This window comes from Paraburkholderia mimosarum LMG 23256 = NBRC 106338, from assembly GCF_000739815.1.
In the GTDB taxonomy this organism is placed as follows: Bacteria; Pseudomonadota; Gammaproteobacteria; order Burkholderiales; family Burkholderiaceae; genus Paraburkholderia; species Paraburkholderia mimosarum.
Map to the genome: position 1 here is coordinate 80,090 of NZ_BBJJ01000006.1, position 13,604 is coordinate 93,693.

The window sequence follows — 13,604 nt, forward strand, 5'->3', positions numbered from 1 at the left end:
CCGCGATTCCTGCGTTCGCGCGGCGCCAAAGGAGACGGCGCCGCGCAGATGCCGCGCCATCGGGCGCCTCGTCTTGGCGTCGTAACGATCAGTCGGGACGATGGACGATCTCACCGTGCCCGTCGCCGCGGTCGCGATGATCGTGGTCGTGGTCGTGGTCGTGGTCGTGATCGTCGTCATCCAGTTCCCACGACGGAAACGGGTCGGCCCACGTTTGCCAGGCGTCGGGGCCGGCTGCGTATTCCGCGTCGGTGAGGAGACACGCGTCGAGCTTCGCGCGCCATGCGTCGCGATCGAGATCCACGCCGATCATCACGAGTTCCTGGCGGCGGTCGCCGATGCTGGGGTCGTCAAGGTCGCCCAGCCAGTCCGCGGCAATTTCTTTTTCCAGCTCCGGATCCTGCGGCCATTCCTCGCGTGGCAGCGCCGCCCACCATGTGCCCGCGGGACCATGACGGCATACGCCCCCTGCTTGCGAGAGCGTGCCCGTCACCTCGTTGCGCGTGGCCAGCCAGAAAAAGCCCTTCGAGCGCAGCACGCCCTTCCACTCCTCGTTGAGCAGCGCCCAGAAACGTTCGGGATGAAACGGACGGCGTGCGCGATAAACGAAGTGGCTGATGCCGTATTCATCGGCTTCGCCGCGCCGCGTATGCGCGTGCTCCGGATCGTGGCAATGCGCCGGGTCGTCGCAGTGATCGTGCAGTGATGCGAGCCAGCCCGGTGCGCTCGAAGCCGCATCGAAATCGAAGCGCCCGGTATTGATCACCTCCTCGAGCGGCACCGCGCCGAAGCGGCTCACGATCTGCACCGCGCGCGGATTGATGCACGCGAGAATATGCTGCAGGCGCGCGAGTTCGTCCTCGCTCACGAGGTCGGCCTTGTTCACCACGAGCACGTCGCAGAACTCCACCTGGTCGACGAGCAACTCCACGATCGCGCGGTCGTCGTCCTCGCTGGCCGCGAGGCCGCGTTCCGCGAGTTGATCGGCGCTCGCGTAGTCGCGCAGGAAGTTGAATGCGTCGACCACCGTGACCATCGTGTCGAGGCGCGCCAGTGCGTCGAGCGCGATGCCGTCGTCGCTCGCGAACGTGAAGCTTTCGGCGATCGGCATGGGCTCGGCAATGCCGGTCGATTCGATCACGATGGCGTCGAAGCGCTGCCCGGCGCGTGCTGGGTCGGCGAGGCGCTCTACCTCGGTGAGCAGGTCGTCGCGCAGCGTGCAGCAAATGCAGCCGTTCGACATCTCGACCACGCGGTCTTCCACGTGCGAGAGCGCCGGGGCGTCGCGCACGAGCGCGGCGTCGATGTTGACCGAAGCGAGGTCGTTGACGATCACCGCCACGCGCAGGCCCGCGCGGTTCGAGAGGATATGGTTGAGCAGCGTGGTCTTGCCCGCGCCCAGAAAACCGGAGAGCACGGTGACGGGCAGTGGCGGCTGGTTCATCGCAGTGTGGTGCAGAAAGTGGAATCGGAAGATGCGCCGCGTGAAAGGATCGAAATCCCCGCAAGTTCGCAGCGCCAGCCAGCATTTTGCACCATGCAAGCGCGCCGCGCGGCGCGAGCCCGCCCACTCAGCGCGCTACTGCATGAGATGCCACTTGCGCAGGATATCGGCGATCTGCTGCGCGTACTGGTCGCGCAGCGTCGGGGTTTCGGAGTGGTAGGCGCCGACGGCGGCCCACGTGTTGCCGTACTTGTTCATCTTCTGGCGCAGATGCCACGCGGCGATATAGACGTTCTTGCACGGCTCCATGAGCGTGCTCGACGAAATACCGTATTGCGAGAGCAAGGGCAGATGTACGGAATTGATCTGCATGACCCCGTAGTCGGTCGAACCGTTCGCATTCCTGTGCAGCGCGTCGGGACGGTTGTGCGATTCCTGCCAGGCGATGGCGCGCAGGATCAGTGGATTGACTTTCTGGTATCGCGCGGCTTCGTCGAAACAGTCCGCGTGTGCGAGCGTGCTGGCGCTCGCGAGGGCGAGCACCACGGCAGCGGCAAACGAAGCGGAGCAGACGGGATGCATGGCGACTCGCGCGGAAGCTTCAATAAATGCAAACGGCAACGGGTTGATTCGAACCGGTGACAGTCGCTCACTGCATGGACGACGTGCCGGCCAGTAGTCTGAAGGATGACGCAATCTATCGCTGGCAGGCACGAAATCTGCCGGCAAATGCGGGAATTCCCACATAAAAGCCCGGTGAAAGGCAGGTTCGTCATTAAGGGGGCCGCTCGTATGATACCGGTCGCTCTTGACGCGTCAAGCTAACCGGACGGACAAGCGAGGCGAACGCAAACGGGAACGAGAAGCGCGAGGACCGAGCGATACCTGGCGCGAGGGATGCCGCGACGCTTACAAATGGCTTGGGGTTGGGTGCGGTTGCGCCCTGGCGACTAGAGGAATTCCCCGTGGGCCCATCTTTTGTGACAAATTGGACATGAAAAGCTGCTACTGTTCATTTTTTTGTTGATCAAGGGGCGTCCCGGTTGAAGGGAACCGGCGAGCGCATCGGTCACTCAAGCACAGGCGAGCCGGCCCACTAGCCGTACGTCGAGGACGAATAGCCGCGCGTCTGCCGCCGGCTCCGATATGACACCCATGAGAAGAAATCGTATGGCTTTGCGTCGCGTCGCGACGGCGCTGCTCGTGAGCGGGCTCATTACGGCGCAACTCGCGTATGCGCAGGTCACGCTCAATTTCGTCAACGCCGACATCGATCAGGTGGCGAAGGCGATCGGCGCCGCCACCGGCAAAACGATCATCGTCGATCCCCGCGTGAAGGGGCAGCTCAATCTCGTCTCCGAGAACCCGGTCCCGGAGGACCAGGCGCTCAAGACGCTGCAGTCGGCGCTGCGCATGCAAGGCTTCGCGCTCGTGCAGGATCACGGCGTGCTCAAGGTCGTGCCGGAGGCCGACGCCAAGCTCCAGGGCGTGCCTACGTACGTCGGCAACGCGCCCACCGCGCGCGGCGATCAGGTGGTTACCCAGGTCTTTACGCTCAGGCACGAGTCGGCCAACAACCTGCTGCCCGTGTTGCGTCCGCTCATCTCGCCGAACAACACCATTGCCGCCTACCCGTCCAACAACACGCTTATCGTGACCGATTACGCGGACAACGTACGCCGTATCGCCTCGATCATCGCGGGTGTGGACTCGGCTGCGGGCCAGCAGGTGCAGGTGGTGCCGCTGCACAACGCCAACGCGCTCGACATCGCGCCGCAAATCGCGAAGATGCTCGATCCGGGCGCGATCGGCGCCTCGGACCCGTCGCTGAAGGTTTCGGTCATTGCCGACCCGCGCACGAACTCGCTGATGCTGCGCGCGTCGAACACGCAGCGACTCGCCTCCGCGGTGCAGCTCTCGAAGCAGCTCGATGCGCCCACCAGCATGCCGGGCAATATCCACGTCGTGCCGCTGCGCAACGCCGACGCGACGCAGCTCGCCAAGACCCTGCGCGGCATGCTGGGCAAAGGCGGCAACGAGACGCCGTCGTCTTCGTCGCCGGGCAATGCGGGCGGCTTCAACCAGACCAGCAGCGGCGGCGGCCTGTCGACGGGCACATCCGGCACGCCGCCGTTGCCGAACTCGCTGGGCGGCAGTTCGTCGATGGGCAGTTCGTCGCTGGGCAGTTCGATGTCGGGCGGCGGCGCATACGGCGGCGGCGGCGGCAGCAACGAAGCGCAGTACTTTGGCAGCGAAAAGGACAAGGGTGAGGAGAACCAGCCGGGCGGCATGATCCAGGCGGACGCGGCCACGAACTCGCTGATCGTCACGGCGCCGGACGCGGTGTACCGCAATCTGCGTAGCGTGATCAACCAGCTCGATGCGCGCCGCGCACAGGTCTACATCGAAGCGCTGATCGTCGAGCTGAATTCGAACACGAACGCCAACCTCGGCATTCAGTGGCAGGTCGCAAACGGTAATCTTTACGCGAATACCAATCTCGCCACCGGCAGCGGCAACAGCATCATCAACCTGACGGCGGCCGCGGCAGCCGATGCCGCTTCCGGCGGCCTCGCGAGCGCGCTCGGGGCATCCAATCTCCAGCAGGGCCTCAACGTCGGCTGGATCAAGAACATCTTCGGAGTCCGGGGTCTCGGCGCGCTACTGCAAGCGCTCTCGCAATCAGCAGACGCCAATGTGCTGTCCACGCCTAACCTCATCACGCTCGACAACCAGGAGGCGAAAATCGTCGTCGGTACGAACGTGCCGATCCAGACGGGGTCGTATTCGAACCTCACGAGCGGCACGACGAGCACGGCGTTCAACACTTTCGATCGTGTGGACGTGGGTCTGACGCTGCACATCAAGCCGCAGATCACCGACGGCGGCATCCTGAAGCTGCAGCTCTACACGGAAGACTCGGCGATCGTGAACGGCACGACCAACTCGGTGACCAACCCGGCCGGCCCCGAGTTCACCAAGCGTTCGATCCAGTCGACCGTGCTGGCCGACAACGGCGAGATCATCGTTCTCGGCGGCCTGATGCAGGACAACTACCAGACCAGCAACAGCAAGGTGCCGCTGCTCGGCGACATCCCGTGGATCGGCCAGCTGTTCCGTTCCGAAAACAAGACGCGCGCGAAGACGAACCTGATGGTGTTTCTGCGTCCGGTAATCATCAACGATCGCGACACCGCGCAAGCCGTGACGGCGAACCGCTACGACTACATCCAGGGCGTGACGGGCGCTTACCGGTCCGACAACAACCTGATCAAGGATAAGGACGACCCGGTCGTGCCGCCCATGCCGGTCGGCCCGAGCCAGGGCGGCTCGGTGCTGAACCTGTTCGATCTCGACCAGATGCGGCGTCAGCAGGCGCTCGGCGTGCCGCCCGCGACGACTCCGGCTCCGGCCGGCGCCACGCAAGTGCAGCCGGCGCCTGTTCAGCAGCCTGCCGAACCTGTCCAAACGGCGCCCGTGGAGCAGCCGGCCACGACCACGAGGGTGCAGCCGTGAGCACGCCTCACGCGCACGGCGGCGGGAGCGGCACCGAGCGCGAGCCGCCCTCGCCGCTCGCCGCCCGCCTCCTGCCGTACGGCTTCGCGCGCAGCGGCCAGATTCTCGTCGCCCAGCAGCACGCGGAAGGCCTCGAAGTGTGGATCAGCGAGCGCACGTCGCAGGCCGCCATCGCCGAGGTCGCCCGCAACTTCGGCGCGTTCGCGCTCGTGCGCGTGAACGCCGACGAACTCGCGCAGGCCATCAACCAGGCGTACGCGCGCCAGGACGGCAGCGCCGCGCAGGTGGTCGGCGAAGTGGAAGGCGAAGTCGATCTTTCGCGCCTCATGCAGGACATTCCCGAGGTGGAGGACCTGCTGGAGTCGGAAGACGACGCCCCGATCATTCGCATGATCAATGCGCTGCTCACGCAGGCCGCGCGCGAGCAGGCGTCGGACATCCACATCGAGCCGTTCGAGAACGCATCCGTGGTGCGTTTTCGCGTGGACGGCACGCTGCGCGACGTCGTGCGTCCGAAGAAGGCGCTGCACGGCGCGCTCATTTCGCGTATCAAGATCATGGCGCAGCTCGACATCGCCGAGAAACGCCTGCCCCAGGACGGCCGCATCACGCTGCGCGTGGGCGGGCGGCCCGTGGACGTGCGCGTCTCCACGCTGCCCACGGGGCACGGCGAGCGCGCGGTGCTGCGTCTGCTCGAAAAGGACGCGCAGCGGCTGAACCTCGAGGCGCTGGGCATGGCCGGCGACACGCTGCGCAAGTTCGACCAGCTGATCGCAAAGCCGCACGGCATCGTGCTGGTCACGGGGCCCACGGGTTCGGGCAAGACGACCACGCTCTACGCGTCGATGTCGCGGCTCGAAACCGCCACGACCAACATCATGACCGTGGAAGACCCGATCGAGTACGACCTCTCGGGCATTGGCCAGACCCAGGTGAACGAGCGTATCGGCATGACGTTTGCGCGTGCCTTGCGTTCTATCCTGCGTCAGGACCCGGACATCATCATGATCGGTGAAATCCGCGACCTCGAAACCGCGCAGATCGCCGTGCAGGCCTCGCTCACGGGCCATCTCGTGCTCGCCACGCTGCACACCAACGACGCTGCGTCGGCCGTCACGCGTCTCACCGATATGGGCGTCGAGCCGTATCTGCTCGCTTCGTCCCTGCTCGGTGTGCTCGCGCAGCGCCTCGTGCGCCAGCTCTGCCCGTTCTGCAAGGAAGAACGCGTGGAAGACGACGGCAGGAAGCGCTGGCATCCGGTGGGCTGCGACCGTTGCAGCCATTCGGGCTACGCCGGGCGGCGCGGCGTGTACGAGCTGCTGCTCATCGACGAGCCGATCCGCGCGCTCATCCACCGCAATGCCGCCGATGCGGAGATTTTCCAGGCCGCCCGCGCGCAGGGCATGCGCACGCTGCGCGAGGACGGCGAACGCTGGCTCGACGCGGGCACGACTTCGCTCGAAGAAGTGCTGCGAGTGACGGGCGGCGCATGATGAACCGCCAGATGGACCGTCAATAAAAGCGAGGGCAATCAGCACCATGCCGGCATTTCGCTTCGAAGCCATCGACCCCACGGGCAAGGCGCAAAAGGGTGTCCTCGACGCGGACAGCGCGCGCGGCGCGCGCGCACTGCTGCGCGGCCAGGGCCTCACGCCGCTCGTGGTCGAACCGGCTGCGAGCCGCACGCGCGGCGCGCGCCAGCAGCGTCTCGCGCTCGGGCGCAAGCTTTCGCAGCGGGAGCAGGCCATCCTCACGCGCCAGCTCGCGAGTTTGCTGGTGGCGGGCCTGCCGCTCGGCGAGGCGCTTGCCGTGCTGACCGAGCAGGCCGAGCGCGACTACATCCGCGAACTGATGGCGGCGATTCGCGCCGAGGTGCTGGGCGGCCATTCGCTCGCCAGCGCGCTCGAGCAGCATCCGCGCGACTTTCCCGATATCTATCGCGCGCTCGTGGCCGCGGGCGAACACACCGGCAAGCTCGGCATCGTGCTTTCGCGTCTGGCCGACTACATCGAGCAGCGCAATGCGCTCAAGCAGAAGATCGTGCTCGCCTTCACGTACCCGACGATCGTGACGATCATCGCGTTCGGCATCGTCACGTTCCTGCTCAGCTACGTGGTGCCGCAGGTCGTGAACGTGTTCGCCAGCACGAAGCAGCAGTTGCCTCTGCTCACCATCGTGATGATGGCGCTCTCGGCATTCGTGCGTCAGTGGTGGTGGGCGGTGCTGATCGTCGTGGCACTGGTTTCGTGGATCGTGCGCGGCATCCTGCGCCGGCCCGGCCCGCGCCTCTCGTTCGACCGCTGGCTGCTCACGGCTCCGCTCGCGGGCAAGCTCGTGCGCGGCTACAACACCGTGCGCTTCGCGAGCACGCTCGGCATCCTGAGCGCGGCCGGCGTGCCGATCCTGCGCGCGCTGCAGGCGGCCGGCGAAACGCTCTCGAACAAGGCCATGCGCACGAACATCGACGACGCCATCGTGCGCGTGCGCGAAGGCACGTCGCTTTCGCGCGCGCTCGGCAACACGAAGACGTTTCCGCCCGTGCTCGTGCACCTGATCCGCTCGGGCGAGGCGACGGGCGACGTGACGACCATGCTGGACCGCGCCGCCGAAGGCGAAGCGCGCGAACTGGAGCGGCGCACGATGTTTCTCACGAGCCTGCTGGAGCCGCTCCTGATCCTGGCGATGGGCGGGGTGGTGCTCGTGATCGTGCTCGCGGTGATGCTGCCGATCATCGAGCTGAACAACCTCGTGCAATAAGTCGTGCAATGAGGCTCGCGCGCCGCACGAGGCGCGGCGCGGGTGAGACTCAGCGCACGTAGATGGTGGGACCGGCGGCGTTGGGCGGCAGGAAGATTTCCGAGTGCACGCCGTGACGGTCGATGACGATCGAGCGGGCGCGCACTTCGAACAGTTTGGAGTTCTGGTCGATCGGGCCGCCGAGCGAGATGGCCTTCGGCGGTTCGCCGCCCACGCTCACGATGGCCGCGGCGCCCTGCGCGAGCGCGAGGATGCCGAAGAGGTGAACGTCCTGCACGGGGTTGCGCTCGAGCTTGCCGCCGAACAGCGTGCCGGCCTGGTCGACCGACACCGGCGCTCGCGCAGCGGCCGCCTGCACCGGCGCCGCGCGGTTCGTGGCGAGCGTGACTGCCCACCACGTGGCCGTAGCGCAGAACACCGCGAAGGCGGCGAGGGAAAGGAGGCGGATTTGCAGTGGGCTCATGCGCCCATTGTACGAAGGTTTATGTATTTTTTGATGTGCGCGTTTGCCATGCCTGCAAGGCGTCGGAAAGGCGTCATCGCGTGACATTACAATGAACCGTCATGCGTGCGAGGGCCGGCCGGAGAGAACGGCGGGCGGCATCGCAGGCGCAACGAAAGCGCGGGGCACAGGCGTGCTTCGCAACCCAATCTAGCGAGGGAGGAAGTCACTCATGTCCATGTGGGCCAAACGCCGTGGCGAAATTCAACTGATCCGCGCGCGCCGCCAACGCGGCTTCACGCTCATCGAAATCATGGTCGTGATCGCGATCCTCGGCATCCTGGCCGCGCTGATCGTGCCGAAGATCATGAGCCGTCCCGATGAAGCCCGCCGCGTCGCCGCACACCAGGACATCGGCACGATCATGCAGGCAATGAAGCTCTACCGCCTCGACAACGGCCGCTACCCGACCCAGGACCAGGGGCTGCAGGCGCTCGTGCAAAAGCCGACTACGGAACCGGTGCCGAACAACTGGAAGGAAGGCGGCTATCTGGAGCGCCTGCCCAATGACCCGTGGGGCAACCCGTACCAGTACCTGAATCCGGGCGTGCACGGCGAGGTCGACGTGTTCAGCTACGGCGCCGACGGCAAGCCCGGCGGCGAAGGCAACGACGCCGACATTGGTTCCTGGCAGTAAGTCGTCCAACCGCGCGACATTCATGCAAGCACCCCGCCCTTCCCCTTGCCGGGACCGCCGATTGCCACGCGCTTCGCGCGTGGGCGGCCGCTCGCCCGTGGCGGGCTTCACGTTGCTCGAAATGCTCGTGGTGCTGCTGATCGCGGGGCTGCTCATCTCGCTCGCCTCGCTCACGCTCACGCGCAATCCGCGCACCGATTTGAACGAAGAGGCGCAACGGCTCGCGCTCCTGTTCGAATCGGCGGGCGACGAGGCGCAGGTGCGCGCGCGTCCCATCGCATGGCAACCGCAGGCGGGCGGGTTTCGTTTCGATGTTCGCACCGAGGACGGCTGGCGCCCGCTGCGCGACGATCTGCTCGGACCGCGCCAGTGGGAAGGTGGCGTAACCGGCGTGGCGATCACCTACCCGGGCGGCGACGACGACACGAACGCCAACCGGCTGATTTTCGGCACCGAGGCCGTCGATGTGCCGGTGCAGGTGACGCTTTTCTCGCCAGCCGGCCGCGCGACGATCGTCGGCACCGGCACCGGCCGCTTCGAGGTGCGCTGAGATGCGGCTCTCGATGGGTGAGCAAACGCGCGCGGTCAAGCGTAGTCGCAGCGTGAGTTCGGTGGGTACGCGCGGCTTCACCATGATCGAAGTGCTGGTTGCGCTCGCAATCATCGCGATTGCGCTGGCCGCTTCGCTGCGCGCCGTGGGCAGCCTCGCCGCGAGCGAGGCCGACCTGCACGACCGCCTGCTCGCCGGCTGGAGCGCGGACAACGTGCTCGCGCAGTTGCGTCTCGCGCATGCGTGGCCCGAGGTGGGCGAGCGCAGCTTCGACTGCTCGCAGGGCAACTTGCGGCTCACCTGCACGCAGCGTGTCGGGAACACGCCCAACCCCGTCTTTCGCAGCGTCGAGGTGTCGGTGACGACGCCCGGGCGCTCCGGCAATCTCGCGCAACTCGTCACGGTGCTCGCCAATGAGACGAACCGCTCGTTGTGACGGCGTCGTCTCGCCGGCGCGCGGCTTCACGCTGATCGAGTTGCTCGTGGCGATCGCCATCATGGCCGTCGTGGCGATTCTCTCGTGGCGCGGACTCGACGAAATCGTGCGCGGGCGCGAGACCATCACGCGTTCGATGGCCGAGGAGCGCGTGTTCGCGCAGATGTTCGACCAGATGCGCATCGACTTGCGCGAAGCCGTCTCCGACGACGAAGCGGGCGGCATCGCCATTTCGCTCGATGGCGGCGCGCTCCAGATCGTGCGCGCGTTCGCCGTGCCGCCGGGCGCCGCGCCGCGCCTGCAGGTGGTGCGATACCGCGTGTCGGGCGGCCAGGTGGTCCGCTATGGATCGCCGCCGCTCGCCAATTTCGGGGAACTGCGGCGTGCCTCGCGCGGCGGCGAGGGCGACAACTGGAGCGCGCTGCCGATGATGCGCGGCGTGGACCTCATCAGCGCGCGCCTTTTCGTGCCGAAGACGGGCTGGACTTCGAACATGGAGGACGTGCGCTCGCAGGTGAACGGCGACAACGACAGTCTCAAGGTGCCGCAACTCGGCAACGCACCGCTGCCGCGCGCGGTAACGGGCGTGCAGGTCAGCGTAAGTTCGCGCTCGCTCGAGCAGCCGGTGATCCGCGTGTTCCTGGTGGGGGAATGACGTTGCGCACACAACGAACTTCCTTCGTCCGAACCACGAGATCCATGCGATCCATGCGTTCCACGCGCACACGGCGCGGCGCGGCGATCATCAGCGCACTGCTCGTCGTGGCGCTCTCGGCGATTCTCGTCTCGGGCATGTTGTGGCGTCAGCAAGTGCAGTTGCGACGCATCGAGAATCAGCGGCTGCTTGCGCAGGGGCAATGGATCGCGCGCGCCTCGCTCGACTGGACGCGCCTCGTGCTGCGCTCCGAAGCGGATACGACGGCGGGCATCACCTATCTGGGCGGCACGTGGGGCGTGCCGCTCGCAAAAACGCGGCTGTCCGACTTCCTCGGCCAGATCGGCGAGGCGCACGCGGAACAGGGCGCGGATACCTGGATCTCGGGCTCGATCGAAGATGCCCAGGCGCGCTTCAACCTGCGCGATCTCGTGGCGACCAGCGCGCCGGGCTCGCTGCAAGTGAACCTCGCGCAGATCGAGGCGTTCGCGCGCCTCTTGCAGATCCTCGGCCTCAACTCGCAGCTCGCGAAGAACACCGCGCTGTATCTGCGCTCGGGCCTCGCGTATTCGGCGACGCGCTTCCAGGCGCAACCGACTGCGATGAACAGCGGCTCGCAAACCCCGCCGCTCGCGGCGGGCGGCGGTTCGGCGGGCGGCGGCAACTACAGCGACAACCCGGGCCTCGCGGATGCCGAGAGCAACAGCGGCGTCGCGCCGCTCCTAATGACGAGCGTCGATTCGCTGCTCGACGTCCCCGGCTTCACGCCCGACGTCGTGGCGCGGCTGCGTCCCTTCGTGACCGTCCTGCCCACCGTGACGCCCGTGAACATGAACACGGCGAGCGCCGAGGTGATCGCCTCCGTCGTCACGGGCTTGAGTCTCTCGAACGCGCAGGCGCTCGTCGCGCACCGCCAGAACGTGTTTTTCCGCAATGTGGCCGACGTCCAGCTCGCGCTCCAGGGTGCCGGCGTGAAGGAGGTTTCGGTCGACACGACACAGATCGACGTCAACACGAGCTATTTTCTCGTGCATGGGCGCGTGCAGCACGAGCGCGCCGAGGTGGACCGCACGACGCTCGTGTGGCGCGACCCGCTCACCCATACGACGCGCGTCGTGCGCGTTCGCGACGAACCATGAATCCGTCCCCGACCAACATCGAAAAGAGGTGCGTTTGAGCACGCTGATCGTTCTCATGCCGTCCCGCGACCCGGCCGTCCATTCGCAGGAATGGCAACTGCCGGAGTTGCCGTTCGTGCTGCTCGACAAGGCCGGCAACACGCAGCGCGCGGGCCGCTCGGCGCTTGGGCTGCTGCCCAAGGCTTCGGCCACCATCCTGCTGATCGCCGCGCGCGACCTGCTCACGCTCGCCGCCACCGTGCCGCCGCTCAAGGGGCCGCGGCTGCGCCAGGCGTTGCCGAACGTGGTCGAGGATCATCTGATCCAGGATCCGCAGACCTGCCATCTCGCGCTCGATCCGAGGCGCCTCGCCGACGGCCGTCAGGTCGTGGCGGCCATCGATCGCGGCTGGTTCCGCTTTCTCCTCGAAGGCTTCACCGCCGCGGGGCACCGGAATCTGCGCGCCGTGCCGGTGGCGCGCTGCCTGCCGGTCGCGCAAACGGAGCCAGCGCCCGAGCTGGCTGAGCCTGTGCAGCCGACCGTATCGTCGGTATCGACAGATCGGGGCACAGCGGCCGATGCCGCCGATGCGCCGAGCGCCACCACCCCGCCCGCGCTCGAACCCGTGAGCGCCTGCGTGCTCGGCCACGTCGTCTCGACGGCGCCCGCGCTGCTGCCCGGCGCTGCGCCCGAACTGGCGGCCGCCACGACGCAGACGGCGCTCGAACTCGCGATCGTGCGCGGCGCGCTCGCCGAGGGCTTCGCGGTGCCCGCCGCGAGTGTCGCCGCGACCGTCGCGGCGCTTGCCGGCGGGGCGCCCGTCACGGGCTATGTGCTCACCAACGTGCCGGGCGAGCCCGCGAGCGCGGCCGCACGCGCTGCGTTGTCGGCCGCGCTGCCCGGTGCGCAACCGCTTTCGTTCGAGGCGCTCGCGCGCCGCGCGCTCGTCTGCCGCTTCGATCTGTGCCAGTTCGAGTTCGCATCGGAGCCGTGGCGGCTCGACCGCGCGACACTGCGCCGATTGCGCGTGCCCATCGCGCTCGTGGTGGCGTCGCTTGCCGTGGCCGTCGTCGGCGCGAATATCCAGTGGCTCATGATGGCGCGCCAGCGCGACGCCATCAGCGCGCAGATGACCGAGCTGCTCCTGAACGCATTTCCGAAGACGACCGTCGTGCTCGACCCCGCCGGCCAGATGTCGCGCCAGTTGCAGCAATTGCGGCTCGCCGCCGGCGAGCCCTCGCCCGACGACTTCCTGGCGCTCTCCGACCGTCTCGCGCGCTCGCTCGGCCCGGTGCCCGCGAACGGCATCGCGGCGCTCGACTATCACGACCGGCGTCTGGACGTGACCTTCAAGCCCGGCGTCAACGTCGATGCCGATCTCGCCAGGCGCCTCGCGCAGAACGGCCTCGCGGGAACGATGGACGCCAGCACGGGCAAATGGACCATCAGGAGCGCATCGTGAAGACAACGGCAGTGAGCGGCGCATGGGCCGAGGCCTGGACCAACTTCTGGGAAGCGCGCACGACGCGCGAAAAGACGCTGCTGACGTGGGGCGGCGCGGTGCTTGCGCTGGCGATCGGCTGGTCGGTGCTGTGGCAGCCCGCCGCCGACGGCCGCGCGCGCCTGCGTCAGAGCCTGCCCGGCATGCAGCGCGAACTCGCGCAGATGACCGCCGAGGCCGACGAGGCGCGCTCGCTTGCGGGTGCGGCGGCGAGCGTGGCGCCGGGCGGCCAGGCGCTCAAGGACGCGATCACGGCCTCGCTCGCCGATCACGCGCTCGCGGGCGCGCAGGTTCAGCTGATCGGCACGACGGTGCAGATCCAGATGAAGAATGCGTCGTTTCCCGCATGGGCCGCGTGGCTCGACGACGTGCGCAAGCAGTTCAAGGTCCAGGTGGTCGAGGCGCACATCACCGCGCTCAAGGCCGATGGCCAGGTCGATCTCACGGCCTCGCTGCAACCGGCGAACACGCACTGAGAAGCGCGCACT

Annotated in this window: 13 protein-coding genes; 10 read left to right on the forward strand and 3 right to left on the reverse strand. The window is 67.2% G+C overall.

Annotated elements, in window-relative coordinates; genetic code table 11:
- Positions 1-88: 88 nt before the first annotated feature.
- Positions 89-1,444, reverse strand: a complete 1,356-nt coding sequence (locus tag BMI01S_RS06745; RefSeq protein ID WP_028230507.1) for a GTP-binding protein — start codon at positions 1,442-1,444, stop codon at positions 89-91.
- Between the two features lie 135 nt (positions 1,445-1,579).
- Positions 1,580-2,026 carry a lytic transglycosylase domain-containing protein gene (locus BMI01S_RS06750; RefSeq protein WP_042288700.1) on the reverse strand — a complete coding sequence of 149 codons (447 nt, stop codon included), beginning with the start codon at positions 2,024-2,026 and terminating at the stop codon, positions 1,580-1,582.
- 588 nt (positions 2,027-2,614) lie between these two features.
- Here BMI01S_RS06750 and gspD point away from each other — a divergent pair.
- Genes gspD through gspF form a run of 3 tightly spaced genes read left to right on the forward strand, consistent with a single transcriptional unit; the run spans position 2,615 to position 7,717 of the window.
- Positions 2,615-4,960, forward strand: a complete 2,346-nt coding sequence (gspD, locus tag BMI01S_RS06755; RefSeq protein ID WP_042288701.1) for a type II secretion system secretin GspD — start codon at positions 2,615-2,617, stop codon at positions 4,958-4,960.
- A complete protein-coding gene (gene gspE / locus BMI01S_RS06760; protein ID WP_028211971.1) occupies positions 4,957-6,453 on the forward strand; it encodes a type II secretion system ATPase GspE in 1,497 nt (498 codons plus the stop codon). Before gspD ends, gspE begins: the two co-directional genes overlap by 4 nt.
- A gap of 46 nt (positions 6,454-6,499) precedes the next feature.
- Positions 6,500-7,717, forward strand: a complete 1,218-nt coding sequence (gene gspF / locus BMI01S_RS06765; RefSeq protein ID WP_028211970.1) for a type II secretion system inner membrane protein GspF — start codon at positions 6,500-6,502, stop codon at positions 7,715-7,717.
- A gap of 49 nt (positions 7,718-7,766) precedes the next feature.
- Here the strand turns inward: gspF and BMI01S_RS06770 are convergent, their stop codons facing one another.
- The gene (locus tag BMI01S_RS06770) at positions 7,767-8,180 is read right to left on the reverse strand and encodes a hypothetical protein (RefSeq protein ID WP_028211969.1); all 414 of its coding nucleotides are present in this window, start codon (positions 8,178-8,180) and stop codon (positions 7,767-7,769) included.
- Positions 8,181-8,391: 211 nt separating this feature from the next.
- On the opposite strand from BMI01S_RS06770, the gene gspG reads away from it, so the two are divergent.
- Genes gspG through BMI01S_RS06805 form a run of 7 tightly spaced genes read left to right on the forward strand, consistent with a single transcriptional unit; the run spans position 8,392 to position 13,592 of the window.
- On the forward strand, positions 8,392-8,856 hold the full coding sequence (gene gspG / locus BMI01S_RS06775) for a type II secretion system major pseudopilin GspG (protein ID WP_036018958.1): 465 nt from the start codon (positions 8,392-8,394) through the stop codon (positions 8,854-8,856).
- A 22-nt stretch (positions 8,857-8,878) separates the two neighbouring features.
- Complete coding sequence (locus BMI01S_RS06780; protein WP_028211967.1) at positions 8,879-9,406, forward strand: GspH/FimT family pseudopilin; 528 nt, start codon at positions 8,879-8,881, stop codon at positions 9,404-9,406.
- 13 nt (positions 9,407-9,419) lie between these two features.
- Complete coding sequence (gspI, locus tag BMI01S_RS06785) at positions 9,420-9,842, forward strand: type II secretion system minor pseudopilin GspI (RefSeq protein ID WP_036018982.1); 423 nt, start codon at positions 9,420-9,422, stop codon at positions 9,840-9,842.
- Entirely contained in the window at positions 9,820-10,497 is a 678-nt protein-coding gene (locus tag BMI01S_RS06790) for a PulJ/GspJ family protein (RefSeq protein ID WP_028211965.1), read from the forward strand. Before gspI ends, BMI01S_RS06790 begins: the two co-directional genes overlap by 23 nt.
- Positions 10,498-10,541: 44 nt before the next feature.
- On the forward strand, positions 10,542-11,636 hold the full coding sequence (gene gspK, locus BMI01S_RS06795; RefSeq protein ID WP_028211964.1) for a type II secretion system minor pseudopilin GspK: 1,095 nt from the start codon (positions 10,542-10,544) through the stop codon (positions 11,634-11,636).
- 34 nt (positions 11,637-11,670) lie between these two features.
- Positions 11,671-13,077: a type II secretion system protein GspL gene (gene gspL, locus BMI01S_RS06800; protein WP_028211963.1), complete on the forward strand. Its 1,407-nt coding sequence runs from the start codon at positions 11,671-11,673 to the stop codon at positions 13,075-13,077.
- Positions 13,053-13,592 (forward strand): type II secretion system protein M, encoded by a 540-nt coding sequence (locus BMI01S_RS06805; RefSeq protein WP_042288704.1) that lies wholly within the window; start codon positions 13,053-13,055, stop codon positions 13,590-13,592. Before gspL ends, BMI01S_RS06805 begins: the two co-directional genes overlap by 25 nt.
- The last annotated feature ends 12 nt before the right edge of the window (positions 13,593-13,604 follow it).